Consider the following 26151-nt stretch of genomic DNA (forward strand, 5'->3'; position numbering starts at 1 on the left):
AGTCTAGACGGGTGTTGCGGCTCCCCCCTGCAGGTGGCTTCAGCCGCCAGCACAAGGGCTGCCATATGCTTGCAACCGCCACCGTAGGGTCTATTTTTTCAATGGGGCCGCTCCCCCGGAGCCAGCGCCCGGCCGGCACGCCAACGTCGCCAGCCACGGAAAATAACGCCGCCACTCAGGTCTGAAGCCCATGCTTATTGCCCATCGAGGCGACACTGCGCGCCAGCCGGCAAACACCATCGCCGCCTTTGAGGCGGCCCATGGCCTCGGCGCCTGTGCCATCCATACCGAGATCCAGTTCAGTGTCGATGGCACACCCTGGTGCCACCAGAGTGACCACCTGGCCGGCGAGAGCGAAGACGCTATTCCCATCAGCCAGCTCACCGACCGCGAGCTGCGCCGCCTGGCGCTCAACAGCCTCGCCGACGTGGTGGACTGGGCCAGCCGCCACCGTCACCTGGACTGGTTTGTGGAACTGGACCTGGCGCTGCTGGAACGCGCCGGCACCGAGTGGGCGGTGGAGAGGGTGGTGCGGATAATCCGGCCCGAGAGTGACTCCTTTGCCCTGCTGAGCCGCGATATCCGCAGCCTGCGGATGGCGCGGAGCCTCGGGTGTCACCAGGTAGCGCTGAAGGTGGGCAGCGTGGCCGAGTGCCTGTCCATGGGCGTGCTGACCCTGGCCCCCGACTACCTGCTGATACGCGACAGCCGGATCGACTGCCCGGAACTGCCTCCCGGCCCCTGGCAGTGGGTAGTTTACGAAATCAATTCCGCAGAGGAGGCCGTGCGCTGGCGTCGGCGCGGCGCGCACCATATCCTGACTGGCAACCTCCCACTGTTGATGCGTTCACGGGAAGCCAGTGATGTCTACGGATTTTGATGTACTCGTTGTCGGAGCCGGCATCCAGGGTGCCGGCACCGCCGAGGCCCTGGTGGAGGCCGGCTACAGCGTTGCCATCCTCGAGCAGTCCGGCATCGCCGCGGCCACCTCATCGCGCTCCTCGAAACTGATCCATGGCGGGCTGCGCTACCTGGAGACCGGCCAGTTCCACCTGGTGCGGGAGTGCCTGCGGGAGCGACAGTGGCTGCTGGACCACAAGCCGCACCTGGTGCGCATGGTGCCCTTCTACCTGCCGGTGTACCGCCACAGCCGGCACTCCCCCTGGCAGATCCGCCTGGGCCTTAGCCTGTATTCACTGCTGGCCGGTGTGAGCCGCGAGTACGCGCGCTTCCGCAAGGTGCCCCGGGAGCAGTGGCACACCCTGCAGGGGCTCGACCAGGAGGGCCTGCTGGCCGTCTACCGCTATTTCGACGGCCAGACCGATGATGCGGCCCTCACGCACGACGCCATCAACGCGGCCCTGCACGGGGGCGCGCGACTGGTCTGCCCGGCCAGCCTGGTGGGCGCCGAGGTGCACGCCGGCCGCGTGCTGGTGGATTACGTGGCCGACGGCCAGCTCAACACCCTGCATGTGCGCGCGCTGGTCAACTGCAGCGGCCCCTGGGTCGCGACTACCAACGAGCGCTGCAGCCCCCCAGCCCCGCTGCCGCCACTCGAGCTGGTGGCGGGCACGCACATCGAGCTGCCGGTGATGCTGGGCGACTGCATCTTCTACCTGCAGGCCGAGGACGGCCGCGCGATATTCGTGATGCCCTGGCGCGGCCGCACCCTGGTGGGCACCACCGAGCGCAGCTACAGCGGCGAGCCCCAGGACGTGGCCCCCACGGTTGAGGAAGAGCGCTACCTGCTGAATACGGTGCAGCACTACTTCCCCCGCACCCGCAACCTCTCCCTCAACGACATCTGCGACAGCTGGGCCGGCCTGCGGGTGCTGCCCGGGAGCAACGCCAGCCCCTTCTCGCGCCCGCGGGAGACCCTGATTGCCTGCGACAACGAGCGCCGCCCGCGGGTGCTCGCAGTCGCCGGGGGCAAGCTCACCAGTTACCGCGCCACCGCGCGCAAGGTGGTGCGCCGGCTGCGGCCAACCCTCGACGGTGACCAAAGCGGCAGCAACCCGCACACCGCGCGCAGCGATGCACCCAGCACCTCGGAGAAAGAGCGCAACCTCTGACCGCGCCGCTGGCACCGGGGTTTTACGCACTGGCGGCCGCTTCCCCTATAATGCGCGGTTTGACCATGCCGCAAACCGACACGCTGTTTTATGCCTGCAAGTTTTACCCACCGTTTCTGTACCGCACCGCTGCTCGACTGGAGCGATCGCCACTGCCGCTATATGTGGCGACTGCTGAGCAAGCGGGCGGTGCTGTACAGCGAGATGGTGACCACCGGAGCCATCATTCACGGCGACCGCCAGCGCCACCTGCAGTTCGATGCCGCCGAGCAGCCGGTGGCGCTGCAGCTGGGTGGCAGTAACCCGGCGGAGCTCGCCGAGTGCGCGCGTATCGCCGAGGACTGGGGCTATGGGGAGATCAACCTGAACTGCGGCTGCCCCAGCGACCGGGTGCAGTCCGGCCGCTTCGGCGCCTGCCTGATGGCGGAGCCGGAAGTGGTGGCCGAGGGGCTGGCGGCGATGCGCGCGGCAGTGTCCGTGCCGGTGACGGTAAAGCACCGCATCGGCATCGACGATATGGAAGATTACGCCGGGCTGACGCGCTTTGTGGAGGCACAGGCGGCCGTGGGCGTCACCACCTTTATCGTGCACGCCCGCAAGGCCTGGCTCTCCGGGCTGAGCCCGAAGGAGAACCGCGAGATTCCGCCGCTCAAGTACGAGATGGTGTACCAGCTGAAGCGGGACTACCCGCAGCTGGAGATAGTCCTGAACGGTGGCATCAACTCGATCGACGAATGCCTGCAGCACCTGGAGCAGGTGGACGGCGTGATGCTGGGGCGCGCGGCCTACCAGACCCCCAACCTGCTGGCAGAGGTCGACAGCGCCCTGTTCGGTGAGGCGCCGGGGCCGGGACCGGTGGAAGTGGTGCAACAGATGCTGCCTTACATCGAGCGCGAGCTGGTCTCCGGCCAGCGCCTGAATCACATCACCCGCCATATGCTGGGCCTGTTCCAGGGCCTGCCCGGCGCGCGCCGCTTCCGTCGCCACCTGAGTGAGAATGCCCACCGGCCGGGCGCCGGAATCGAGGTGGTGGAACACGCACTGTCGCTGGTGACCCAGGCGGCCTGAAGTGTGCCGCGGCATTGGCGCACCGGCGACCCCGCAGGGGTTGCCGCGCGGCCGAATCGCTTCCATGATGGTCGGCCGCAGAATTGCCTGTCCCGGCGCGGAACGCCGGGCCGCCATGCAACTCACGCACACGCACCAGGGAAAGAGTGACACAGGGAGAACGACCATGAACAAGCTTGAGCAACTCAGGCAGCGCAGCCAGGTGGTGGCCGATACCGGCGACATCGAGGCGATCCGCCGCTACCGTCCGCACGACGCCACCACCAACCCGTCGCTGCTTTACAAGGCGGCGCAGCTGCCGCAGTACCGTGGCTTTATCGACGACGCACTGCAGTGGGCCGACCGCCAGACAGGCGACCGGGAAAGGCTGGCGGCGATGAAGCTGGCGGTCAGTGTCGGCAGGGAAATCCTCAACCTGGTGCCCGGCGTGGTTTCCACCGAAGTGGATGCGCGCCTGTCCTTCGATACCCGCGCCTCCATCGAATACGCCCGCCGGCTGGTCGCCCTGTACGAGCAGGCCGGGGTCGAGCGCGAGCGGGTACTGATCAAGCTGGCCTCCACCTGGGAGGGTATTGCCGCCGCCTCCGTGCTGGAGCGCGAGGGCATTCACTGCAACCTGACCCTGCTGTTCAGTTTTTCCCAGGCGGTGGCCTGCGCCGAGGCGGGGGTTACGCTGATCTCGCCATTTGTGGGCCGCATCCTCGACTGGCACAAGGCCAGGAGCGGACGGGACGACATCCCCGCCGACGAGGACCCCGGTGTGGCCTCGGTGCGCAGGATCTACGATTACTACAAGTCCCGCGATTACCCGACTGTGGTGATGGGTGCCAGCTTCCGCAACACCGGGGAGATCGAGGCACTGGCGGGCTGTGACCGGCTCACCATCAGCCCACAGCTGCTGGACGAACTGGAGCAGGACCAGGGCCAGCTGGCCGCCGGCCTGCCGGCCGCTACCGCTCGGGAGCCCCGGCCGGAACAGGCACTGGATGAGGCCGCGTTCCGCTACCAGCTGAACGGCGATGCCATGGCCACGGAAAAGCTGGCCGAGGGCATCCGCAATTTCGTGCACGACCAGGAGCAGCTGGAGGCCATGCTCGCCGGGAAATCCACCACCGGAGAACGGAAAGAGAATGCTGCGACAAATTCGTAAGCTGTTCGAGCAGATCGGCCATGGTGACGACGTCGAGGTGCGCAACCAGAAGGACGTGCGCATGATCAGCGCCGCGCTGCTGGCCGAGGTGGCCACCGTGGACCACAAGCTCGACCAGCGCGAGCAGGACACCCTGGTGCGGGTGCTGCAGGAGCACTACCGGCTCGAGGAGGCGGAGGCCCGCGAGATGGTCGAGCACGCCCTGTCCCACCGCGAGCAGGCCACTTCACTGTACGAGTTCACCCAGGTGGTCAACGACCAGTTCGACGAGCGCAACAAGTACCTGCTGGTGCGCCAGATGTGGGAGGTGGCCTTCTCTGACGACGTCATCGAGGCATTCGAGGAGCACCTGATCCGCCGCGTGGCGGAGCTTATCTACCTGCCCCACGGGCTCTTCACCCGCGCCCGCGCCGAGGCCCGCGAGATGGGCCGCGGGGAGAGTTGAGGGGAGAAAGTTGAGCAGGGACGGCTGGCCCCTTTCCCGCACAAAAAACATCGGGAGATCGCGGCCAGCGGCCGCTCCTACGCGTTCCCCGCGCCGGCCATGCCCCCCCTCCCGTAGGAGCGGCCGCTGGCCGCGATGGGAAATAGTCCCGCACATGGGCCGCAGTGCCCAGCGCCCTCGCCTGTCGCGGCCAGCGGCCGCTCCTACGCGTTCCCCGCGCCGGCCATGCCCCCCTCCCGTAGGAGCGGCCGTTGGCCGCGATGGGAAATAGCCCGGACATGGACGGTAGTGTGCGACGCCCTTGCCTGTCGCGGCCAGCGGCCGCTCCTACCGGTTGTTCACGCCAAGTTCCCTCCTAACCACGCCCCTGTAGGAGCGGCCCATGGCCGCGACAGCCGGGCACCGGCGCGCTTCTGGGGCACCGAAAGCGGGTTTCAGCAGGTATCGGAATTACGAAATTGGGACGGGCTCGCGTGGAGAGGAACTTTCGAGAGGGAAAAAGGGAGTCAGTGCATGCGGGCGGAGGGCTTGCCGACGGGATCGCATTCGCGCTCGAGGGTGTGGACCAGGTCGCGGAAGGTCTCGGCATTCTGCTCGTTCATGCTCATCAGCACCCGGTGGGCCTCGAGCACTTTCTCGCGCGCGGCGCACTCGTCCGGGGTACTGCACTTCAGGGGCCTGGGTTCGGCGCCGTAGGCACGCTGCTCGTCACTGATCTCGATCAGGGCATCGAAGCCCATGGCATCGAGCAGGTGGCGGATGCCGGCATCGGCGCTCAGCGCCAGGGGTTTCTGGCAGCCCCGCTCGAGCGCGCGGATGGCCACCTTGGCCATCAGGCCGAGGGTCGTGCTGTCCACGCCCTGCGCGCCGTGCAGGTCGAACACCACATCACTGAAGTCATCGTGCGCGAACATTTTATCGATAAAGGTATCGAAAGATGTGCACAGGTTCAGCCGGACGTCGCCCACCAGCTTGATAACGTAAACACCCTCGTGGGCGCCGACCATAATTTGCCCGGACTGCATAAAAACCTCTGGCACGCCGGACCGGGGGGTACTAGACCCGCGCAACCTGGCGGCGAAAGTTCATTGACAGCGCATCATTGCCAGTGCCCTTTCACGGGAACGTAACCACAATGCAACTTTGGTGCATGAATCGAGCGGAGCTTACTCCTGCACACCGGCAGTGACAAGTTTTGTGCGCCTGCACAGCGGACCATATGGTCACCTGAGCGGAGGGGTTCAGTCCTGGCGAACCGTCAGGATGGTGACATCGTCCGGGAGATCATTGCAGGTATCCACGTGCAGGGCCGCGCAGAGGGTATCCAGGTCGCCTCGGCTTTCGTCTATCGACTGCAGTAGCTTGGCCTCACGCTGCAGCAGGTCACCCTGCAACAGCTCCAGCACACCATCGGAACAGGCCACCAGGCGCCAGCTGGCGGGCAGGCTGGCTTCCAGCACCTGCCAGTCACCCCGCTCGAACAGGCCCAGCGGGCGCCCCTTGCCCGGCAGCCACTCGGCGCCGCTGGAGGTGACGAGCGCCGGCATGGGGACCTGCCCGGCCACGGCGTAGTGCAGCTTGCGTGCGCGACTGTCGATCACCCCCACAAACATACTGGCGTGCTTGTCGAGGCTGGTGGAGAGCAGCTCCCGGTTGATCAGCTGCAGGATCTCCAGCAGGTCGCCGGGGACGGCGTCGAGGCTGGCGAACAGCGGTTTCTCCCGCAGCAGGTGCATGATGCTGTGCTTGATAAGCGCGGTCACCAGCGCCGACGAGACGCCGTGGCCGGAGACATCCACCAGGTAAAAAGCGATAAAACGCTCACCGAAGAGCCCGTAATCGACGAAATCGCCGCTCAGGTACAGGGAGGGGACCAGGCGGTATGCGGCCTCGATATGACCCGGGTATTCGTAGGGAGTGCGGGGTAACAGGTGCTGCTGCAACAGGCGCCCGGCCTGCTGGTCGCGCTGTAACACCTCGATATGCTCGTGCAGCTCGCGGTTGCGCGCCTCAAGCTGCTCGCGGTATTCGCGGTTCTCGCGCGACAGCGCCTGGGATTCGGTAATCCGCTTGAGGGCGTGTTCGATCACCGCCGCATCCTCAACCGGTTTCAGCACATAGTCGCTGGCGCCCAGGCGCAGCGCCTGGACCACATCGCTCACCTCGCTGTTGGAGGCGATAACCACCACGGCGGATTCCGGGGCCAGCTGCTTGATCTTGCGCAGCACCTCCAGACCGCCCATATCGGGCAGGTGCAGGTCGGTGACCACCAGGCGAAACAGCCCCGGGGCAAACACGCCGATGCCCTGCAGACCCGATTCCGCCTCTGTCACCTCGAAATTGAGGCGCAGGGCCGCGCGCCGCACGCACTCGCGCGACGCGGGGTCGGCTTCAATCAATAGCAGGCGCTGGCGCTCGGACATATTGCAGGAAGGTTGAGGGCCCGCCAAAAGCGGATTTTAATTGCTGAATACATCGGGCTCACTGTCGGAGTCGATGCCATCTTCGGTATCCGGGCTGTCGTTACCGGCATCATCGCCGGTAGCGGCCGGCTCCCCGTCGCCAGTGCCGGCATCACCGAAGGGATCGGCTTCGCCGCCGCCCAAGGGGTCGGCTTCGTCGGCATCCGTTCCGGCGTCACCGCCGCCACCGAACGGGTCTTCCTCACTGCCGAAATCGTCGGAAACGTCGCCGTCGCTGATCAGGTAGTCACGCCGCTGCAGGTAGGCGTCGCGCAGCAGCACGTAGCGATCCCCCTGCAGCAGGGCCTCGGTTTTCAGGAGGCTGGCCCGGGTCTGCACCAGGTCGGTTAACTTGAATGCATAGCGGGTCTGGTCGTGCTCGATATAGGTCAGGGGGTTGGTGTACCAGTCCACCACCTGGCCCGGCACGCCGCGCACGGTGGAGGGGCCCATGAACGGCAGCACCAGGTAGGGCCCGGAGGGCACGCCCCACACCGCCAGGGTCTGGGCGAAGTCCTCGCCCTCGGTCTGTTCCAGGCCCACGTGCTGGGCCACATCGAACAGCCCCGCCACCCCCACAGTGGAGTTGATCAGGAAGCGGCCGGCGCCGTTGCCCGCATGGTCCCACTTCCACTGCAGGACACTGTTGATGGTGGTGGTGACTTCACGCAGGTTGCCGAAGAAGTTACTGACGCCGTATTGCATGAAAATCGGCGTAACCTGGCGGTAGGTGGTGGCGACAGGCTTCAACACCCAGCGGTCCGCAGTGTCATTGAAACGGAAGACCGCGCGATTGAACCCCTCCCAGGGATCGCGCTCGCTGGAGTCCTGCCCCCCGGCGAACTCCTCCGCGGGGTCAAAACCGTATTCATCTTCCAGGCTGGTGCCGCCGGCGCTGCCCGCGGTTGCACCGTCCGTCCCGTCAGCTGCGCCGGACTCCGCAAAGGGGTCGGCATCGGCGTCGGCATCAGTCGCGTTATCGGCGGGGGCGGGTTCACTGCCGGCGGTTTGGGGATCGGCGGCCTGTGCATCGGTCCCTGCCGGGACCTGCCCGGCAGCCGTGGCGGGGGCGGCCTGTGCATCGGTCCCTGCCGGGACCTGCCCGGCAGCCGTGGCGGGGGCGGCCTCTGCAAACGGGTCCTCCTGGGCAGCCTGTACAACCAGGGGACTGGCCGCCAGCACAGCGGCCAGCAACCAAGGCGAATTCAATTTGCGTCCAAGCAAACCACAGCTCCTCTTTCGATCTCGATCACCTTGAAGTTGCGCAAATTCTACCGCCCCCCACTGGGGCAAACCACCCTTGGCAGCATAGCAGTTGCCCTGTTTTACCGTATCCGCCAACGATCGGGGAGTTTCGGGCAAGTACCCTGCCCGTTCACGCCCGGGGCCTGAGACCCGCGATCACCCCGGCTCGCAGCAATTGTTCCAGCAGCGACTGGCCGAACCCGAGCAGGGCATCCACGTCCCCGTGCCCGAGCTCCGCCGCCAGCAGCTCGAGCAGCTGCCGGCCGGTGTGCTCGCCGCCGTCGGCCAGCTGCAATAATCGCGCGGTCACCGCATTGATTTCCATGAACCCCACCTCATCCTGGCGATTCCGGTAGACCAGCAGGAAAGTGGGTGTTTCCGGGGGCTCCTGGGGCTGGAACGCCGGGCCAATTCTGTGCACGGGAAAGCGATAGCTGAGGCTCCAGGCCAGGGGCGAGACCACCGGCACCTGCTCGAGCACGTCGCCTTCGGCCGCCAGGCCCGTGGGAAGTTCCGCCGGATTCACATCCAGCGCCAGCTCTACCCATTCGTAGTGCGCCAGCTCCAGCAGGAAAGGGGGATCACCTTCCCGGGGGCCGCGCTCCTCCTGCAGGTAGTGCAGGAATTCCTCACTGATCTGCAGGAAGTAGGGGCTGCGGGAGGCATGGCGATGCACGAAATCCCGCACCATTGCGTGCCAGTCTGCATCCCGGTAGATACTGCGCAGCACCGGGAATCCATTGGCGATGAACGATTCGATATTGTTGTAGATGAGGTCGCGGTAGATGCCCATCCGGCGATCCTCGACGCCTGCGGGTGCCGGGTTGGTCTCGGGGCTGCGCAGGTGCGCGGCAAAGCGACGCTGATGCTCAGCGAAGTGCGACTTTTCCCCCGCGTCCCCCGCGGCTACCTGCCGGGACTTCTCACCGGTACGCGTGGACACGGGCCACCTCCGGCGCGGGTTCTTTGGCCGACCCACTGGGACGGGAGACAGTCGCTGCCTGCTCCTGCAGTTGGCGGATATGCCCTACTTCCCGCACCAGCTCGGGCAGCGGCGGGATATTGAAGTCCCGCTCGAGCAGGGTGGGGAAAACCCCGAAATGCGCGTAGGCTTCCTGTAGCAGCTGCCAGACCGGGTCGATCACCGGCGCGCCGTGGGTATCCACTTTCAGGTCGTCGGCCTCATTGAAGTGGCCGGCCACGTGCGCGTAACGGATCCTGTCCGCCGGCAATCCGCGCAGGAATTCCCCCGCATCATAGCGATGGTTGATTGAATTCACGTAGATGTTATTGACGTCCAGCAACAGGTCGCAGTCCGCCTCGGCCAGCACTGCGTTGAGGAACTCCAGCTCGCTCATTTCACGGGCGGGCGCCGCGTAATAGGAGACATTCTCCATGGCGATGCGCTGCTCCAGCACATCCTGTACCTGGCGGATACGGCCCGCGACGTACGCCACCGCCTCTTCAGTAAAGGGAATCGGCAGCAGGTCGTACAGGTGGCCGTGGTCGGAACAGTAGCTCAGGTGCTCGCTGTAACAGCGGATGCCGTGCTCCCTGATAAATCCTTTCACTGACTTCACCAGCTCCAGGTCAAGCGGCGCCGGCGAGCCGATGGAGAGGGAGAGACCGTGAATTACGAACGGGTAGCGCTCCGTATACTCGCGGAACCAGCGGCCGTAGCGCCCGCCCACATTGATCCAGTTTTCCGGCGCCACCTCGAGGAAATCCACCGCCCCGGTGGGCATCTCCTCTCCCATCATGGAGCGGCGCAGGCCGAGGCCTGCTCCTTCGACAGGGTATTCAACGGTTTTAGAAATCGTCATTTCGTTTCTTCTGCTGTCACCAGCGTCAGGCGACGGGGGCAGGGACCTCCACCCTACCCCCGCACCGGGGATACGAGGCTATCAAGCCCCGCACTTGCCCTCACCACATTTACCTTCGCCTTCCTTCATGCCTTCCATGCCTTCGTGCTCGCCTTCCTCGCCGCACTTCCCTTCGCCGCACTTACCTTCGCCTTCTTTCTTCTTGCCTTCTTCGCCGCACTTACCTTCGCCGCACTTGCCTTCTTTCTTCTTGTCGTCGCCGTGCTCACTGAGCATGGCCAGGTTGTAGCCGGAAGAAAGCTCTTCGGCTGCGAAGGGGTTGGCATTGCCCACGCCCGCAGACACGTTCAGGGAAGCAGACGCGATAAAGGCCGCACCGACCGCCGCAGCGAGGGGTAGATTCTTCTTAGTCATAACAGTTCTCCTCATTAATACTTTAGCTTCTATAAAGGCTCGCGCCGACTGGCGCTCCTCCGTCGCCTGCCAGCATTATAACGACCACGCGGGGCAGGCCGTCACAGGTTGAGACCGGCCGCATTCTCCCGGCGTTCAATACCGGAGAGTACGTTTTTCCGGCTCTCATGGATTTGGTCGCGCCCGGGCTGCAGTTATTACACATAACCATCGCAGTTGCACGGGCAGGAAACGTGCTCCAGTTCAAGTTTCGGCCGGAGGGAGGGAAGCGGCAGGAAAAAGGAAAGCCGGCGCGCCCAATGGACCAGGCGAGCCGGCCACCGGAAACCCGGTGGAAGCGGAAGGACTTGCCATGAAGAAAACCCACACACGGAGGGCGCGCCTGGGCCAGCGACACCCGCCTTCCCTGGCGGGTCACGCTATCTCGCCCGACGGCCGCCTGTCCGTCCCTGTTACCTACGCTCAGGCGAGCGGATTGGATTGATCGATTTCTGCCCAGAGTTTGTTCAGGCGCTTGCTGGACACAGGCATCAGGGTTTTCAGGGACTGGGCAAACAGGGAGACACGGAATTCCTCCAGCATCCAGCGGTACTGTGCCAGCTCTGCCTCGGCGGCGATGACCCGGGGACCGTATTTCTCCCAGAGTGCGAGGAGTGGGTCTGCGGCCTTGTGCCATTCCGCCTGCAGGCGGCGATCGCGGTTCGGGTCCAGCACCGCCTTTTCCAACCGCAGCTCGATGCCCTTCAGGTAGCGGGAGTACTGGCGCAGCCACTCGAGCGGCGTATCGAACAGGAGGCCGCGATAGAACAGCAGCTGCAACTGCTGCTGGATGTCGCCCACCGCCATGGCCACCGCCAGGTTTTTCTGCTGCTTCATCTGCTTGCGCAGGGGCACCAGCTGCGCCAGCGCCTTGACCAGCAGCGCGGCGATTTCCTGGGCCATGCCCACCAGCTCACCGCTGCGCTCGAGAGCCTGGCGGAATTCCGCCTCGCTGCGCGGCCACTGCTCGCCTGGCCAGAACAGCTCCCGCACCGCCGCCATCAGGATATCGTCGGCCACCTCTTCCCGCCGGCCGAGGTCCGCTGCACTGAGGCCCAGTTCCTTGCCGCGCAGCAGCTCCTTGCGCAGGTATTTCACCGGCTCCGGCAGGTGCAGCAGTGCCAGGCGGCAGGTACCGGCGCGCGACAGTCGCCAGGCCTCGCGGGGGTTGTCGAGGAGCTTCAGGGCTACGCTGTCCCCCTCATCCACCAGCGCCGGGTAGGCGCGCACCTTCAGCCCGCCCTGCTCCAGGGTATGGGTTTCCGGCAGGTCGCCGAAATCCCAGCTGGTGATGCCGCTGCGCTCGAATTCGTCGCCGGCGCTCGCCAGCTTCTGTTGTACCCGGTCCCGGTAGCGGGCCTGCAGGGTAGCCAGGTCCCGGTCCTGGTCGATCAGCTCACCCTCTTCATCCATCACCTGGATATTGAAGCGGTAGAAATCCTCCAGCGACTGCTCCGCGGACTCCCAGGCCGCTTCCGGCAATTCCTGTGCGGTCTGCCGCTTGAGTTCGCGCGCCAGTGCCTGCCACAACGGTGTATTGTCGGCGAGCATACGCGGCAGCGCGCGGTCCACGGCCGCCGGCACCGGCACAAAATATTTACGCCACTGCTTGGGCAGTGCCTTTACCAGTGCAATGCACTTGTCGCGCAACAGGCCGGGCACCAGCCAGCTGAGCCGCGCTGCCGGCACCTGGTGCAGGGCTCCCACCGGCACCTGGATGCTGACCCCGTCATCCACCGCACCGGGCTCGAAGTGGTAGCCGAGCGGAAACTCGATCCCACCCGCCTGCAACGTGTCGGGAAACTGCGCCTCGCCCACGTGATCGGCGCTCTGCTGCATCAGCAGCTCGCGGGGAATGAACAGTAATTCCGGATCTGCCGCCTCGGCCTTTTTCCGCCAGTGCTCGAAGCCGGCCAGGTTGACGATATCCGCGGGGACGCGCTCGTCGAAAAAGCGGAACACCACCTCGTCATCCACAAGGATGTCGCGCCGGCGCGACTTGGCCTCGAGATCGCCCAGCTCCTCCAGCAGGGCCTGGTAGTGCCGGAAGAACTTTCCCTTGCCGCGGCGATTCTTGTCGTAGCGCTGCTCCACCAGGGCCTGGCGGATAAACACTTCGCGCGCGGTTTTCGGGTCCAGCTTGCCGAAGTGGATACGCCGCTTCTCCACCAGCACCAGGCCGTAGAGGGAAATTTTCTCGTAGGCCATCACCTGCCCCGCACGGGCGTCGTAATGGGGTTCGAAATAGTTGCGTTTCACCAGGTGCTCGGCTGCACCCAGCGCCCAGTCGGGCTCGATCTTTGCCACCGTGTGCGCGAACAGCCGGCTGGTTTCCAGCAGCTGGCCGGCCACCACCCAGCGGGGCGGTTTCTTGAACTGGCCCGAGCCCGGGAAAATGTGGAAGCGCCGGTTGCGGCAGCCCAGGAATTCCTTGTTCTCGTCGCGCACGCCGATATTGCCCAGCAGGCCCGGCAGGATCGCGCGGTGCACCGCTGCGTAGTCGGCCGGCTCGCGGTTTTCCTTCAGCTTGATATCACTGCCCAGGTCGCGGCTGGCCACCCGCAACTGGTGGTGGATGTCCCGCCACTCGCGCATGCGCATCCACGAGAGGAAATTCTTCTGGCACCACTTGCGCAGCTGGTTCTGGCTGAGCTCCTGGCGCTGTTCCTCAAAGGCATCCCAGAGCTGCACATAGGAGAGGAAATCGGATTTTTCGTGCTGCCACTGCCGGTGCTTCTCGTCCGCGGCCTGGCGCTTTTCCGCCGGGCGCTCGCGCGGGTCCTGCACCGCCAGCGCACTGACAATAACCAGCAGTTCCCGCAGGCAATCGTGCTCGCGGGCGGCCAGTAACATGCGCCCCAGCTGCGGGTCCAGCGGCAGCCGCGACAGGGCACGGCCCAGGGGCGTCACCCGGCCGCGACTGTCCACCGCCTGCAGTTCCTCCAGCAGCTTGTAACCGTCGTTAATCAGGCGCTGGTCGGGCGGGTCGACAAAGGGGAATTCGCGGATATCGCCGATGCGCAGCTGCAGCATCTGCAGGATGACCGCGCCCAGGTTGGTGCGCAGGATCTCGGCATCGGTGAACTCCGGGCGCTGCAGGAAATCGCTCTCCTCGTACAGGCGCACGCAGACCCCGGCACTCACCCGGCCACAGCGCCCCGCGCGCTGGTTGGCGCTGGCCTGGGAGATGGCCTCCACCGGCAGGCGCTGGATCTTGCTGCGGTAACTGTAACGGCTGATGCGCGCAGTGCCCGGGTCGATCACGTAGCGGATGCCGGGCACGGTGATGGAGGTCTCGGCCACGTTGGTGGCCAGCACTATGCGCCGGCCCCTTCGCGAGGATGAAGAGTGGCCACTGAAGACCTTGTTCTGCTCCGCCAGGCTGAGGCGCGCATACAGGGGCAGCACCTCCAGTTGCGGGATATGGGCATCGCGCAACGCCTTCGCGCACTCGCGGATCTCGCGCTCGCCGCTCATGAATACCAGGATGTCGCCGCCGCGCCGGGAACTTTGCTTCTCCTCCTGCAGCAGTTCGTCCACCGCCGCTATGACCTGGTCGCTGAGGTCCGCATCGCTGTCCGCGGGCGGCCGGTAGTGGATCTCCACCGGGTAGGTGCGGCCGGAAACCTCGATGATGGGTGCGTCGTCGAAGTGGCTGGAGAATTTCTCCAGGTCGATGGTGGCCGAGGTGATGATCAGCTTCAGGTCGGGGCGTTTCGGCAGCAGGGTCTTGAGGTAACCGAGCAGGAAGTCGATGTTGAGGCTGCGCTCGTGGGCCTCGTCGATGATCAGGGTATCGTACTTGTTGAGCAGCGGGTCCCGCTGGATCTCGGCCAGCAGGATGCCGTCGGTCATCAGCTTGACGTGGGTGTGCTCGGTACTGTGGTCGGTAAAGCGCACCTGGTAGCCCACCGACTGGCCGAGCGGCTGCTGCAGTTCCTCGGCGATGCGATTGGCAACCGTGCGCGCGGCGATCCGCCGCGGCTGGGTGTGGCCGATCTGGCCATAGACGCCCCGGCCCAGTTCCAGGCAGATCTTGGGCAGCTGGGTGGTCTTGCCGGAGCCGGTCTCGCCCGCCACCACCACCACCTGGTTGGCCGCGATAAGCTCCGCGATTTCCTCCCGCCGCGCCACCACCGGCAACTCTTCCGGCCAGCTGGCCCGGGGCAGCTTCTCCCGGCGCGCCGCTGCCAGCGCCTGGGAGGCCTGCAGCTCTGTCTCCAGCTGTGCCAGCATCCGGTCCACGGGCTTGCCGTCCTGCAGGCGCCGGCGCGCGGTCCCGAGGGTCTTGCGCAGGCGGTGGCGGTCCCGCCCCATGCACTCGGCCAGGAGGGACTCAAACTGCGCGCTCAGGGCTTTGAGGGCGGCGGTGGTGTCGGTATGACTCATAATCCGGGGAACTGACTGCAAACCCGCGATTATACCTGCTGGGCGAGCCGCGGGCTAAATGCCCCCGGGACAGTCAAACGGAACGCACCGGTCCCCGTGGCCTATCGAGGCTCCTGGAACAACCGCAGAACCTGTCTCCGTGCCACACCTGGGCTTCACAACTCCCGTGGAGCGTACCGTGGCCACTGGATGCCGGCATGACAACAGAGATAGGGGGCCGACGGCCTGAGCGGTCAGGACGACCGCGAAGGCCTCCAGGTAACGAGCGGCACAGGAACGTGCCGCCGCCGGCAGGGCCGGCGCAAGCCCGGGGGGGCCAGCAGGTCCGCGCACCTGCGCCAGTATCCAACGGGCGACGGAGTGCCCCGGTCAGGACGACCGGGGCACTCCACTAGGTAAACTGGCGCTCAACTATACTCATGGAAATCCCGTCCCCAGTTCTGCTGGAGAGGCGGCACATTGTCCTATGCCCGAGGCTTGCCAGAGGTACCTTCATGCAAGATCTCAAGCCCAGACCGCCCTCCTCCGCCGGCGAGATGCTCGGCCACCCCAAGGGACTGTTCCTTCTGTTCGGCACCGAAATGTGGGAACGGCTGAGTTACTACGGGATGCGCGGCATTTTCGTGTTTTACCTGACCTCAGCGGCCGCCGCCGCGGCATTTGGCTGGGAGCAGCTGTCGGATGTGGAGCTGCAGTCCAAGGCCCTGAGTTACCTGGGCTGGTACGCGATGCTCGTGTACCTGACGCCCATCATCGGCGGCTGGATGGCCGACAACAGCTGGGGCCAGCGGCGCTGCATCATGTTCGGCGGCACCCTGATGATGCTGGGCCAGTTTGCACTCGGCTTTCCCCACGGCTGGCTGCCCGACGGTACCCAGATCTATATGCTGTGGCTGGGGCTCGGCCTGCTGATCGTCGGCAACGGCTTCTTCAAGCCCAACATCTCTACCATGGTGGGGGACCTCTACGAGGAGGGCGACCGCCGGCGCGACACCGCCTTCACGATTTTCTATATGGGTATCAACCTGGGCTCGATCCTGGGGTACCTGGTGATCGGCTGGATCGGCGAGAAGATCAATTACCAGCTGGCTTTCTTTACTGCGGGTGTGGGTATGCTGCTGGGCCTGCTGCTGCAGATGACGCAGGCGAAGAAATTCCTGGGCGATATCGGCGTGCAGCCCTCGGCCAAGCTCGGGCTCAAGAAGGAAGCCGGGGACAGGCACAAGCCACTCAGCCCGGAGGAGCGCGACCGCATCAAGGTAATCCTGATACTGGGTGTGTTCACGGTAATTTTCTGGGCCGGTTTCGAGCAGGCGGCGGGCTCGATGAACCTGTTCGCCAAGTACCAGACCGACCTGAATGTGATGGGGTACGAGATCCCGGCCAGCTGGCTACAGATGGTGAACCCGCTGTTTATCATCATCCTGGCCCCGGTCATGGCGAGCATCTGGGTCGGGCTGGGTGCCCGCGAGCCGAGCTCGCCCGGCAAGTTCAGTATGGGGCTGGTATTCCTGGGCCTGGGCTTTGTGGCCATGTGCGGCGCGGCGTTGCAGATCGGCGATTCGGAAACCATCAAGGCCAGCATCTGGTGGCTGGTGTTTGCCTACATCTTCCACACCATCGGCGAGCTGTGCCTGTCGCCGATCGGCCTGTCGATGGTGACCAAACTGTCGCCGCTGCGCTACCTGTCGCTGATGATGGGGCTGTGGTTCGCCTTTATCGGCATTGCCAACAAGGGCGCGGCGGAAATCGGTAAGCTGGTGGGCGAGACGGGTCCGCTGGCAACTTTCGGCGGCGTGGCCATCGCCGCGATCGGTGCCGGGATCATCCTGTTCTTCATCCGCGAGAAGCTGGTGGACTGGATGCACGGCGCCGAGGAAGCGCACGTGGAGCTGGGCCCGACCACCCAGGAGGAGTACGGCATCACTGCCGACCACGAGGGCGCCCCACGGCGGCACTTCAAGCAATAGGATGCCCTGGCCGGAGTGAGCTGTAGGAGCGGCCCATGGCCGCGACCGGGCCGACGGGTAATTCGGAATTACCGGACGGCCCGCGACCGCCAGCCCCGCTTCCAGGCCGGCGCGCCCGGGCGCCCTGGGCTCAGCGCCCCTTCACCAGCCGGGCAATGGCCCGGTCGAGCCCCTCCAGGGTCATGGGGTACATGCGGTCGCCGACGAGCTGCCGGGTCATGCCGATACTGGGCGTGTACTGCCAGTATTCCTCACCCACCGGGTTGAGCCACACCAGTTCCGGCCAGGTATCCGCCACCCGCTCCATCCAGGCCGCGCCGGGCTCCTCGTTCATATGCTCGACACTGCCGTAGCGGTGCGTGATCTCGTAGGGAGCCATGGAGGCATCGCCGACGAAGATTACCTTGTAATCGCGCCCGTAGGTTCGCAGCACTTCCAGCAGTGGGGTGGTTTCCCGGTAACGACGCTGGTTGTCCCTCCAGACGTGCTCGTAGATGAAGTTGTGGAAATAGAAATATTCCAGGTGCTTGAACTCCGAGCGGCAGGCGGAGAAGAGTTCTTCACACGACTGGATATGGGAATCCATCGAACCGCCGACGTCGAAGAAGATCAGTACCTTGATGGCGTTGTGGCGCTCCGGGACCATCTTGATATCCAGCAGTCCCGCGTTGCGGGCGGTGGAGGAGATGGTATCGTCCAGGTCCAGTTCCTCGGCGGCGCCACTGCGGGCAAATTTGCGCAGCTTGCGCAGCGCCACCTGGATGTTGCGCGTGCCCAGTGACACGCTGTCGTCCAGGTTGCGAAACTCGCGTTTCTGCCAGACCTTGGCAGCCGAACGATTGCGACTGCTACCGCCCACGCGGATGCCCTCCGGATTGTAACCGCCATTGCCGAACGGGCTGGTCCCCCCGGTGCCGATCCATTTGTTGCCGCCGCTGTGGCGCTCCTTCTGCTCGTCGAGCCGCTTCTGGAATTCCTCCAGCAGCTTTTCCAGCCCGCCGAGACTTTCTATTTTTGCCTTTTCCTCTTCGGAGAGCTGCTTGAGGAATTCGGCCCGCACCCACTCCTCCGGGATCATCTGCTCGAGCAGGTCATCCAGGGTTTCCAGGTCCTTGAAATAGGCATCGAAGGCGCGATCGAACTTGTCGAAGTGCTTCTCGTCCTTCACCAGGCAGGTGCGCGCGAGGAAATAGAACTCCTCCAGGTCGGCGAACACCAGCCGCTGCTGCAGGGCTTCCAGCAGGGCCAGCAGCTCGGTGATAGACGCCGGCAGTTTGTAGCGACGCAGGTTGAGGAAGAATCCAATCAGCATGGGAAAGGATCAGCTCAGCGATTTTCGCGACGCGCCATAAAGGCGAGACGCTCCAGCATGTGCACATCCTGCTCGTTCTTGAGCAGCGCACCGTAGAGCGGCGGGATGGCACTGGTGCTGTCGCGGTTCTTGAGCACCTCCTCGGGAATATCGTCGGCCATCAGCAGTTTCAGCCAGTCGATCAGCTCGGAGGTGGATGGCTTTTTCTTCAGCCCCGGCACCTCGCGCAGCTGGAAGAAGATATCCATGGCTTCTTTCACCAGCTGCTGCTTGATGCCCGGGTAGTGCACGTCGACGATACGGTGCATGGTGTCCCGGTCCGGGAAGCTGATGTAATGGAAGAAACAACGGCGCAGGAAGGCGTCCGGCAGCTCCTTCTCGTTATTGGAGGTGATGATGACGATCGGGCGGTGCCTGGCCCGGACGGTCTCGCCGGTTTCGTAAACGAAGAATTCCATGCGATCCAGCTCCACCAGCAGGTCGTTGGGGAACTCGATATCGGCCTTGTCGATCTCGTCGATCAACAGTACCACGCGCTCGTCGGAGGCAAAGGCCTCCCACAGCTTGCCGCGCTTGATGTAATTGGCGATGTCATGCACCCGGTCCACCCCCAGCTGGGAGTCCCGCAAGCGGGAAACCGCATCGTACTCGTACAGCCCCTGCTGGGCCTTGGTGGTGGACTTGATATGCCACTGGATCAGTTTCAGTCCCAGGCTGCCAGCCACCTCTTCGGCCAGCAGGGTCTTGCCTGTACCCGGCTCACCCTTGATCAGCAGCGGGCGCTGCAAGGTGACCGCCGCGTTCACCGCCATCTGCAGGTCATCGGTGGCGACGTAGTTGTCGGTGCCGGTAAATTTCATGGTCACTCCCATCGAGAAAATCCAGAGATGGGGAGCATGGTAAGGGATGGCGGCGGGAGATCAATGACAAATCAGCAGCTATGAATTGCCCGGAAAAAGCACGGCAGAAGGCGATGGCAGCGAACAGCCGGTCATTCACCCACGCGCTCGTCAGCGACGGCCTGGGAACTGCGCCGGCGCACCACCTGCCGGCCCTTGTCGGTGATATACCAGCGGATGCCCAGGTGGGTGTGGATCTTACCCACCATTTCCAGCACCAGCAGGCTGTTGAGTGCCCGTGCGGCAGAATTGGTCTCCATGCCACCCTCCTGGACCATGCCCCCCAGGGAGCGGAACACGCATTCGCCGGTGTTCAGCAGCTTCAGTACGTGGAGGGCATTCTCGTCCAGCTTGCGGATCTCGTTGAAGTCCAGCGAGGGCCCGCTGTCGGGGTCGCCCTCGATCTCGTGCTCGAGCAGCGGCATCATTTCCAGCTGCATGGCGCGCAGCTCCTGCTCCAGGTTTTCCACCCGCGCGCGGGCGATACTGGCGTCGCGCAGCTGCCGGCGCGCAGCGTTGAAGACAAACATGCGGGAGGCGATGGCAGCCAGCAGGCAGTAGCCGGTGAACAGCAGCAGGCGGGAGGGATCGCCCTGGATCTCGATGAGCAGGTCGCTCTGGGTAAACTTGAGGAAGATGGGCACCATCAGCGCACCGCACAGGCCCATGATCAGGCAGCGGGCCAGACCGGCGGGATCCTCTTCCGTAAACAGCATCTGGTAATAGTTCACCAGGCCGCCGAGGATACCGGAGACCAGCATGACAGCGGTGAGAATGAGCAGATGATCGAGCATCCGGATTCCTCTGCCTGGCATCGGCGCGCAAATCCTGTACTCCCGGAGGGCCGCTGGGCGGGTTGGAAGGGCACGGATTCCCGGATACCAGGCCAAATTCTTGTAGTGACGGGACCCCGCCTCGCCGGGGGGCCAGCCCTATAGATATAGCAGCTGTCCGCCCGACGCGGACCGACCCATGTGGAATTCGGTGTCTTTGCTCGAACGGCCGAGGCCCGGCGCCCGGGCCCGCCCGCCAGTCCGGCGCTACTGGTTGCTGTAGTAGGGATCGTCCTCGTACTTCTGGCGTTTTTCCCGACGGTGGCGCAGAACCAGGGTGATAAGGCCCCACAGGGATACCAGTACCAGTGCCCCCGCAGTAGCGAACACCAGGTTGGCTGTCACTTCGGGCGCCGGTCCCTCTTCCTCGAATAGCAGCTGGTAGACGAACATGGGCAGCACCGGCATCGCCGGCCCCTCGGGGGTGCGACCGACAGTGGGTACCAGCAGGGCGGCGGCGGCAACCAGCAACAGGCCGCGACGCGGCCACGACCAGCGCCACTTGCGCATAAACCACCAGCCCGCCAGCAGCAGCACGAGGGTGCCGCCGGTATAGATCATCCAGGCAATTCGAAATTCTTCCGCCATATCTGACATAGTTGTTCTGTACTTACTTGGTTACTTGTTTAGTTCGGATCGTCACCCACCCAGGTGACGATGTGTTCTTCAAAATCGTCCGGATGCACCAGGTCCTCGCTGACCACGCAATCCTGCACCGAGATCCCGGCCTCGTGCACTGATTCGGCTCGCCCCGATACCAGTGGATGCCAGTCCTCCAGCGACCGCCCCTCGGAAAGCGCCCGGTAGGCACAGGTGCGCGGCAGCCAGTGGAAATCGGCCAGGTCCGATACGCGCAGCTGGATGCAGTCCGGCACCTCCCGCTTGCGGTTCGGGTAGTCACTGCAGCGGCAACTGTGGGTATCCAGCAGGCGGCAGGCGACGTTGGTAGTGTGGATCTCGCCGGTGTCCGCGTCCTCGAGCCGGTGCAGGCAGCAGCGCCCGCAGCCGTCGCAGAGCGATTCCCATTCGCTGTCGCTCATCTCGGCCAGCGTCTTGCGCTGCCAGAAGGGTTGCCCGTCCACGATTCAGTGCTGCAACTTGCTGTTCTGGGCTGCAATCGCACGCATCTCGTCATCCCTGGCCGGCGGCATCTGCAGGTAAAAACCGCGCTCGCGGATTTCCTCGAGCACCTTGCCCGCCTCGGCGCGCGCCAGCCGCTTCTCCGGTGTCAGCACCATGGTCACCAGGTGCTGTGGCTGGCCAAACAGTTTCAGCAGCGCCTCCGGCACCCGCGCGGTACCCTCGCGCTTGTCCACGTAAAGATACATTTCCTCTTCCCGCGGGCTGCGGTAGATGTCACAAACCGTCTTCACTCTGGTTATCTAACCTGTTTTCTCTCCGCGAAGTTCCCGCAGCTCCTGCATCAGGGCCTCGCCGACTACATCACCGCGCCAGCCTTCGAGGCGCCCGTCCAGCCGGGGGTCCTCCGCTTGCACCAGCGCTTCCAGTTCTTTCTTGCGCACCAGGATCTCTGCCGGCAAGTCACTTTCCTCGGCGACTGCCCTGACCCGCTGCCGCAATTGCTTGAGCCACTCGCCCTCGCGCCGGCTCAGGGGCTGCGGCATGGCAGGCGGCGCATCCGGGCGTTCGGCGGCACGCTGGATAATCCCCAGCAGGGTATCGCCGTATTCCCGCAGGCTCCTGCCCTCCAGCCCCGGCTGTGCCATGGCGGCGGCATGCTGCGGCAACTGTTGTGCCAGGTTCAAGCAGACGCTCTCTTTCAGCAGGTGGTTACGCGGCATGTCGCGCAGCCGCGCCTCGCGCTCGCGCCAGGCGCAGAGGTCCTGCAGCGCGGCGAGCTGCGGGCCTTTCAGGCGCCAGGCGCCCTTTACCCGCTGGTAATAAAGTTCTGGGGGCTGGGGGTTGCGGGCGGAGCGGACCATGCCCGCACAGTCTTCCTCCAGCCACTCCAGCCGCCCCCGCTCCCGCAACCGCTTCAGCAGTACGCCGTAGACCATGGGCAGCCAGGCGACGTCCAGGGCCGCATAGTTTTTCTGTGCGTCGCTGAGCGGCCGCTGCAACCAGTCGGATCGGGTCTCGCTCTTCGGCAGCTCCACGCCCAGCAGCTCGCGCACTGTTGCCGCGTAGCCAAGCCCCGAGCCGAGGCCGGCCAGCGCCGCAGCCACCTGGGTATCGAAAATGGGCTCCGGCACCGCGCCCAGCAGGCGCTCCAGGGTTTCGAGGTCCTCACTGCAGGAATGCATGATCTTGGTAACGCTGGTATCCAGCAGCAGCTCGCGCAGCGGCTCCAGGTTGTCGATGGCCAGGTTGTCGATCAGGTAACAGCGCTCGCCGTCGCCCACCTGCACCAGTGCCGGCTGGGGGTAAAAGGTGCGGCTGCGCATAAACTCCGTGTCGAGTGCGACGGCTTTCTGGCCGCGCCACTTCTCACACAGGTGCGCCAGCTCTGCGCTGTCATCCACCCAGACGGGTGTGGTATCCACATTCAGCATCAGTGTCTCAGTTACCGGAGAAAAAAGCCGTACGGCTGTTGAAGGCGTGCGCAAGGGTACCGCCGTCAATATATTCGAGCTCACCACCGATGGGCACGCCATGGGCAATGCGGCTCACGGCGATGCCGCGCTCGCGGGCGCGCTCGGCGATAAACTGCGCGGTGGCCTCGCCCTCGACGGTCGGGTTGGTGGCAATGATCAGTTCCTTTACCGGCTCACCGGCAAGCCGCTGCTCCAGCAGGTCTATGCCCAGGTCCGCCGGCCCAACCCCGTCGATGGGCGACAGGTGACCGTGCAGGACAAAGTAGCGGCCATGGTAATTGCCCGCCTGCTCGATGGCGAGCACGTCGGCCGGGGTTTCAACCACGCACAGGGCGCTGTCGTCGCGCCGGCTGCTGCCACACAGGGCGCAGAGATCCTGCTCGGTGAGGGTGCGGCACTGGCTGCAGCGCCCGACTTTCTCTACGGCCATCTCCAGGGTGCGCGCCAGCAGGCCCGCGGCATCGCGGTCGCGCTCCAGCAGGTACATGGCCATGCGCTGCGCGGACTTGGGCCCCACGCCGGGCAGGCAGCGCAGCGCGCGTATCAGGTCTTCAATCAGGGGGCTGAACATCAGGTGCGCTTTCTCATGCTAAATGTCGTGAACCACTGGTCGTGCACCACTGGCCATCAAAACGGGAACTTGAAGCCTTCCGGCATGTTCATGCCGGAGGCGAGTCCACCCAGCTGCTCCTTCTGCAGCTGCTGCGCCTTTTCCTCGGCACGGCGCACCGCGTCGTTGACGGCTGCTGCCAGCAAGTCCTCGAGCATTTCCTTGTCCTCGCCCATCAGCTCCGGGTCGATCTCGACCCCGGTGACGTCGTGGCGACCGTTCATGGTGACCTTTACCATTCCGGCCCCCGCCTCGCCGACCACGCGGAGCTCATTGAGCTGCTCCTGCATCTTCTGCATCTTTTCCTGCATGTCGGCCTGCATTTTCTGGGCCTGCTGCATCAAATCGCCCAAACCTTTCATCGTCTCACTCACTCTCTTTCAGGTATTCAACTGACTCGGCCACTAACTCGGCACCGAGCTCTTGCTGCAGGTCCCGCACCAGCGGGTCCTGCGCCAGGGCGTCGCGGGCCGCCGCGGCGCGTGCCTCGCGGGTCGCCTGTATCAGCCGGGCCGGCGTGGTGCCCTGCACCGAGCCCACGTGGATGTTGACTGTGACCGGCTGCTGCACGAAGTCACTGATCACATCCGCCAGGCGACGCTGGTGCACCTCGTCGTACAGGCTGCTGTAGGACTCGTCGAGGGTAAAGGAAAGTATATTGTCCTGCCGTCCCACCAGTTCCAGGTGCAGGGCGATGGAATGGAGGATGCCCGCCACCCCCAGCTGCGGGTAAAGCGCCGGCCAGTTTCCGGGCGTCAGGGCCTCGAGGCGTGCCCGCGGGGCCTTCACCTCCTCCGCGGAAGGCCCGGAGGGGCGCCCGGCCGGGGGATGTTCAGCCGCAGGGGCCGATTCAACCGCAGCCACCTGCTGGCGAAGTTGTTCCCGCAGCAGCGCGCGCTGGTCGTCGCCGCTGCCCTGCGGGCTTCCGGCTGCCGTACCTCCCGCAGCCATTCCTGCAGACGCCGGTTGCGGATCCGGGGATGCGAGCCCGGCCGCGCCGCCGTGTGGTTGCGGGGCTTGTCCCGGGGCGGGATTGGCCTCCGGCTGGGGGCTTTCCATTTGCTGAGAGCTTTCCACCGGCTGGGTGCTCTTTTCCGGCTGGGTGCTCTTTTCCGGCTGAGGGCTCTCTTCCGGCTGAGGACTCCCTTCCGGCTGAGGACTCCCTTCCGGCTGAGGGCTCCCTTCCGGCTCAGGGATGACTTCAGGCTGAGGGCTGCCCATCCGCTGGGGACCGCCCATATGCTGAGGGCTCTCCTCCCAGGGAGGGGTATCGTCAACTGGCGGATGCGGGGCCACGGGTCGCGCGTGAGCCGGCTCGCCCTCACCTTCAGTATTTACTGCCGGCTGTGGCTGGGCGGCTTGCTGAACCACGGGGCTGTTTACCGGCTGAGGGCTGTTTACCGGCTGAGAGCTTTCCATGTACTGAGGGCTCTCTGCAGGCTGGGAGTCCACCCCCAGGGAGGGGACTCCTGGCGAAGCTGTGGCAGGTTGCCCGGGGCCGGCAGACTCCGGCGGCACACCGCCTGCCGGCTGGACAGGGGGCACGCCGGCATCAGCCGGCGCCGGGTCCGGGAGGGGCTTTTTTGCGGCGGGTCCCTCCCCTGCGGAAGCTGCCGGCGGGTTGCCGGCACCGGCATCGAGCCTGGCACGGGGAATTTCGGCTACCCCCTGCGGCCGGAAGGCCAGCATCCGCAACAGCGCCATTTCAAAGCCACTACGGGGGTCGGGCGCCAGCGGCAGGTCGCGCCGCGCCAGCAGCGCCATCTGGTAATAGAGCTGTATATTCTCCGGTGCCAGCTGGCCGGCATACTGCTGCAGCCGCTCACCGTCGCCCAGGGCATTGTCCACCGACTGGGGTAACACCTGGGCCACCGCGATGCGGTGCAGGCTGTTGGCCAGCTCCGCGAGGGCGGCACTGTAATCGGGGGCCTGCTCGGCCAGCTCTTCCACGGCGGCAAACAGCGCAGGGGCACTTTCCGTCGCCAGCGCCTCCAGCAGCTTCCATACCAGCCCGGTGTCGATACTGCCCAGCATGGCTCGCACCTCGGCCTCGGCCACCTTGCCACCGCCAAAGGCGATGGCCTGGTCGGTCAGGCTCATGGCATCGCGCATACTGCCATCCGCGGCGCGCCCCAGGTGCCACAGTGCGCCCTCGTCAAACGGGACCATTTCCTGCTCGAGCACAAAGCGCAGGTGTTCGACCACCCGCTCCGGGCTCATGTTCTTGAGATTGAACTGCAGGCAGCGGGACAGGACCGTGACAGGCAGCTTCTGGGGATCGGTGGTGGCCAGCAGGAACTTGACGTGGGGCGGGGGCTCTTCCAGGGTCTTCAGCAGCGCATTGAACGAGCTGTTAGACAGCATGTGCACCTCGTCGATCAGGTACACCTTGTAGCGCCCGCGTGTCGGTGCGTACTGCACATTTTCCAGCAGCTCGCGGGTATCCTCGACCTTGGTGCGCGAGGCCGCGTCGACCTCGATCAGGTCAACGAAGCGTCCCTCGGCAATTTCCGTACAGGCGGCGCACTGCCCGCAGGGTTCAGAGCTGACCCCGCTCTCGCAGTTGAGGCACTTGGCCAGGATGCGCGCGATGGTGGTCTTGCCTACCCCGCGGGTACCGGCAAAAAGATAGGCGTGGTGCAGGCGGCCATTATCCAGGGCGTTGATCAGGGCCTGCAGCACATGCTCCTGCCCTACCATCTCCCGGAACAACCGCGGCCGCCACTTGCGTGCCAGTACTTGATAACTCATCCGCTCTCCAGCGCCCCCGGGCGCCCTGTTGAAATCTGTCAGCTTCGGCGCCCCTGGCGCGCCCCCCCATTATACCGGCATAGTCGGCGACGCATAGCGCCGCGCCGACTAAGG

23 protein-coding genes are annotated in these 26151 nt (G+C 65.0%); 6 read left to right on the forward strand and 17 right to left on the reverse strand.

Features of this window, described 5'->3' with window-relative positions; translation table 11 throughout:
• Positions 1-190 precede the first annotated feature (190 nt).
• From BLT26_RS02990 to BLT26_RS03010, 5 genes are all read left to right on the forward strand, one after another.
• Positions 191-880, forward strand: coding sequence for a glycerophosphodiester phosphodiesterase family protein (locus BLT26_RS02990; protein ID WP_091508000.1), 690 nt, complete (start codon positions 191-193; stop codon positions 878-880).
• Positions 864-2072, forward strand: coding sequence for a glycerol-3-phosphate dehydrogenase/oxidase (locus tag BLT26_RS02995; RefSeq protein WP_091508003.1), 1209 nt, complete (start codon positions 864-866; stop codon positions 2070-2072). Before BLT26_RS02990 ends, BLT26_RS02995 begins: the two co-directional genes overlap by 17 nt.
• A gap of 90 nt (positions 2073-2162) precedes the next feature.
• Positions 2163-3140 carry a tRNA dihydrouridine(20/20a) synthase DusA gene (gene dusA / locus BLT26_RS03000; RefSeq protein WP_091508006.1) on the forward strand — a complete coding sequence of 326 codons (978 nt, stop codon included), beginning with the start codon at positions 2163-2165 and terminating at the stop codon, positions 3138-3140.
• 166 nt (positions 3141-3306) lie between these two features.
• Positions 3307-4290: a transaldolase gene (tal, locus tag BLT26_RS03005; protein WP_091508009.1), complete on the forward strand. Its 984-nt coding sequence runs from the start codon at positions 3307-3309 to the stop codon at positions 4288-4290.
• Complete coding sequence (locus BLT26_RS03010; RefSeq protein WP_091508013.1) at positions 4271-4735, forward strand: tellurite resistance TerB family protein; 465 nt, start codon at positions 4271-4273, stop codon at positions 4733-4735. Before tal ends, BLT26_RS03010 begins: the two co-directional genes overlap by 20 nt.
• A gap of 506 nt (positions 4736-5241) precedes the next feature.
• On the opposite strand, the gene BLT26_RS03015 is transcribed toward BLT26_RS03010, so the two are convergent.
• The 7 genes from BLT26_RS03015 to hrpA all read right to left on the reverse strand — a co-directional run bounded on the left by BLT26_RS03015 (position 5242) and on the right by hrpA (position 15107).
• Complete coding sequence (locus BLT26_RS03015; RefSeq protein WP_091508016.1) at positions 5242-5760, reverse strand: STAS domain-containing protein; 519 nt, start codon at positions 5758-5760, stop codon at positions 5242-5244.
• A gap of 216 nt (positions 5761-5976) precedes the next feature.
• On the reverse strand, positions 5977-7158 hold the full coding sequence (locus BLT26_RS03020; protein ID WP_091508019.1) for a PP2C family protein-serine/threonine phosphatase: 1182 nt from the start codon (positions 7156-7158) through the stop codon (positions 5977-5979).
• A gap of 36 nt (positions 7159-7194) precedes the next feature.
• Complete coding sequence (locus BLT26_RS03025) at positions 7195-8421, reverse strand: MlaA family lipoprotein (protein WP_245720561.1); 1227 nt, start codon at positions 8419-8421, stop codon at positions 7195-7197.
• A 151-nt stretch (positions 8422-8572) separates the two neighbouring features.
• Positions 8573-9385 (reverse strand): HvfC family RiPP maturation protein, encoded by an 813-nt coding sequence (locus BLT26_RS03030; protein ID WP_091508021.1) that lies wholly within the window; start codon positions 9383-9385, stop codon positions 8573-8575.
• Positions 9366-10265 carry an HvfB family MNIO-type RiPP peptide maturase gene (locus BLT26_RS03035; protein ID WP_091508025.1) on the reverse strand — a complete coding sequence of 300 codons (900 nt, stop codon included), beginning with the start codon at positions 10263-10265 and terminating at the stop codon, positions 9366-9368. The genes BLT26_RS03030 and BLT26_RS03035 overlap by 20 nt, the downstream gene beginning before the upstream one ends.
• 81 nt (positions 10266-10346) lie before the next feature.
• Entirely contained in the window at positions 10347-10679 is a 333-nt protein-coding gene (locus tag BLT26_RS03040; protein WP_091508029.1) for an HvfA family oxazolone/thioamide-modified RiPP metallophore, read from the reverse strand.
• A gap of 462 nt (positions 10680-11141) precedes the next feature.
• Complete coding sequence (gene hrpA, locus BLT26_RS03050; protein WP_091508035.1) at positions 11142-15107, reverse strand: ATP-dependent RNA helicase HrpA; 3966 nt, start codon at positions 15105-15107, stop codon at positions 11142-11144.
• 494 nt (positions 15108-15601) lie between these two features.
• Between hrpA and BLT26_RS03055 the strand changes: the two genes are divergently transcribed.
• A complete protein-coding gene (locus BLT26_RS03055) occupies positions 15602-17077 on the forward strand; it encodes a peptide MFS transporter (protein ID WP_091508038.1) in 1476 nt (491 codons plus the stop codon).
• Positions 17078-17207: 130 nt separating this feature from the next.
• Here the strand turns inward: BLT26_RS03055 and BLT26_RS03060 are convergent, their stop codons facing one another.
• The 10 genes from BLT26_RS03060 to dnaX form a co-directional block, all read right to left on the reverse strand.
• Complete coding sequence (locus BLT26_RS03060; RefSeq protein WP_091508043.1) at positions 17208-18389, reverse strand: vWA domain-containing protein; 1182 nt, start codon at positions 18387-18389, stop codon at positions 17208-17210.
• Positions 18390-18403: 14 nt separating this feature from the next.
• The gene (locus BLT26_RS03065; RefSeq protein ID WP_091508794.1) at positions 18404-19249 is read right to left on the reverse strand and encodes an AAA family ATPase; all 846 of its coding nucleotides are present in this window, start codon (positions 19247-19249) and stop codon (positions 18404-18406) included.
• Positions 19250-19380: 131 nt separating this feature from the next.
• Positions 19381-20082, reverse strand: a complete 702-nt coding sequence (locus tag BLT26_RS03070; RefSeq protein ID WP_091508048.1) for a YEATS-associated helix-containing protein — start codon at positions 20080-20082, stop codon at positions 19381-19383.
• Positions 20083-20328: 246 nt separating this feature from the next.
• The gene (locus BLT26_RS03075) at positions 20329-20718 is read right to left on the reverse strand and encodes a hypothetical protein (protein WP_091508051.1); all 390 of its coding nucleotides are present in this window, start codon (positions 20716-20718) and stop codon (positions 20329-20331) included.
• Positions 20719-20747: 29 nt separating this feature from the next.
• Positions 20748-21206 carry a YcgN family cysteine cluster protein gene (locus BLT26_RS03080; protein ID WP_425435265.1) on the reverse strand — a complete coding sequence of 153 codons (459 nt, stop codon included), beginning with the start codon at positions 21204-21206 and terminating at the stop codon, positions 20748-20750.
• Positions 21207-21494, reverse strand: a complete 288-nt coding sequence (locus tag BLT26_RS03085; protein ID WP_091508059.1) for a YcgL domain-containing protein — start codon at positions 21492-21494, stop codon at positions 21207-21209.
• Between the two features lie 9 nt (positions 21495-21503).
• Positions 21504-22634, reverse strand: a complete 1131-nt coding sequence (gene rnd, locus BLT26_RS03090) for a ribonuclease D (RefSeq protein WP_091508062.1) — start codon at positions 22632-22634, stop codon at positions 21504-21506.
• 7 nt (positions 22635-22641) lie between these two features.
• Positions 22642-23247, reverse strand: coding sequence for a recombination mediator RecR (gene recR / locus BLT26_RS03095; protein ID WP_091508065.1), 606 nt, complete (start codon positions 23245-23247; stop codon positions 22642-22644).
• Between the two features lie 56 nt (positions 23248-23303).
• Positions 23304-23648, reverse strand: a complete 345-nt coding sequence (locus BLT26_RS03100; protein ID WP_091508068.1) for a YbaB/EbfC family nucleoid-associated protein — start codon at positions 23646-23648, stop codon at positions 23304-23306.
• Between the two features lie 4 nt (positions 23649-23652).
• Positions 23653-26037: a DNA polymerase III subunit gamma/tau gene (dnaX, locus tag BLT26_RS03105; RefSeq protein ID WP_091508072.1), complete on the reverse strand. Its 2385-nt coding sequence runs from the start codon at positions 26035-26037 to the stop codon at positions 23653-23655.
• Positions 26038-26151: the final 114 nt, after the last annotated feature.

Source organism: Microbulbifer yueqingensis, from assembly GCF_900100355.1.
Lineage (GTDB): Bacteria > Pseudomonadota > Gammaproteobacteria > Pseudomonadales > Cellvibrionaceae > Microbulbifer > Microbulbifer yueqingensis.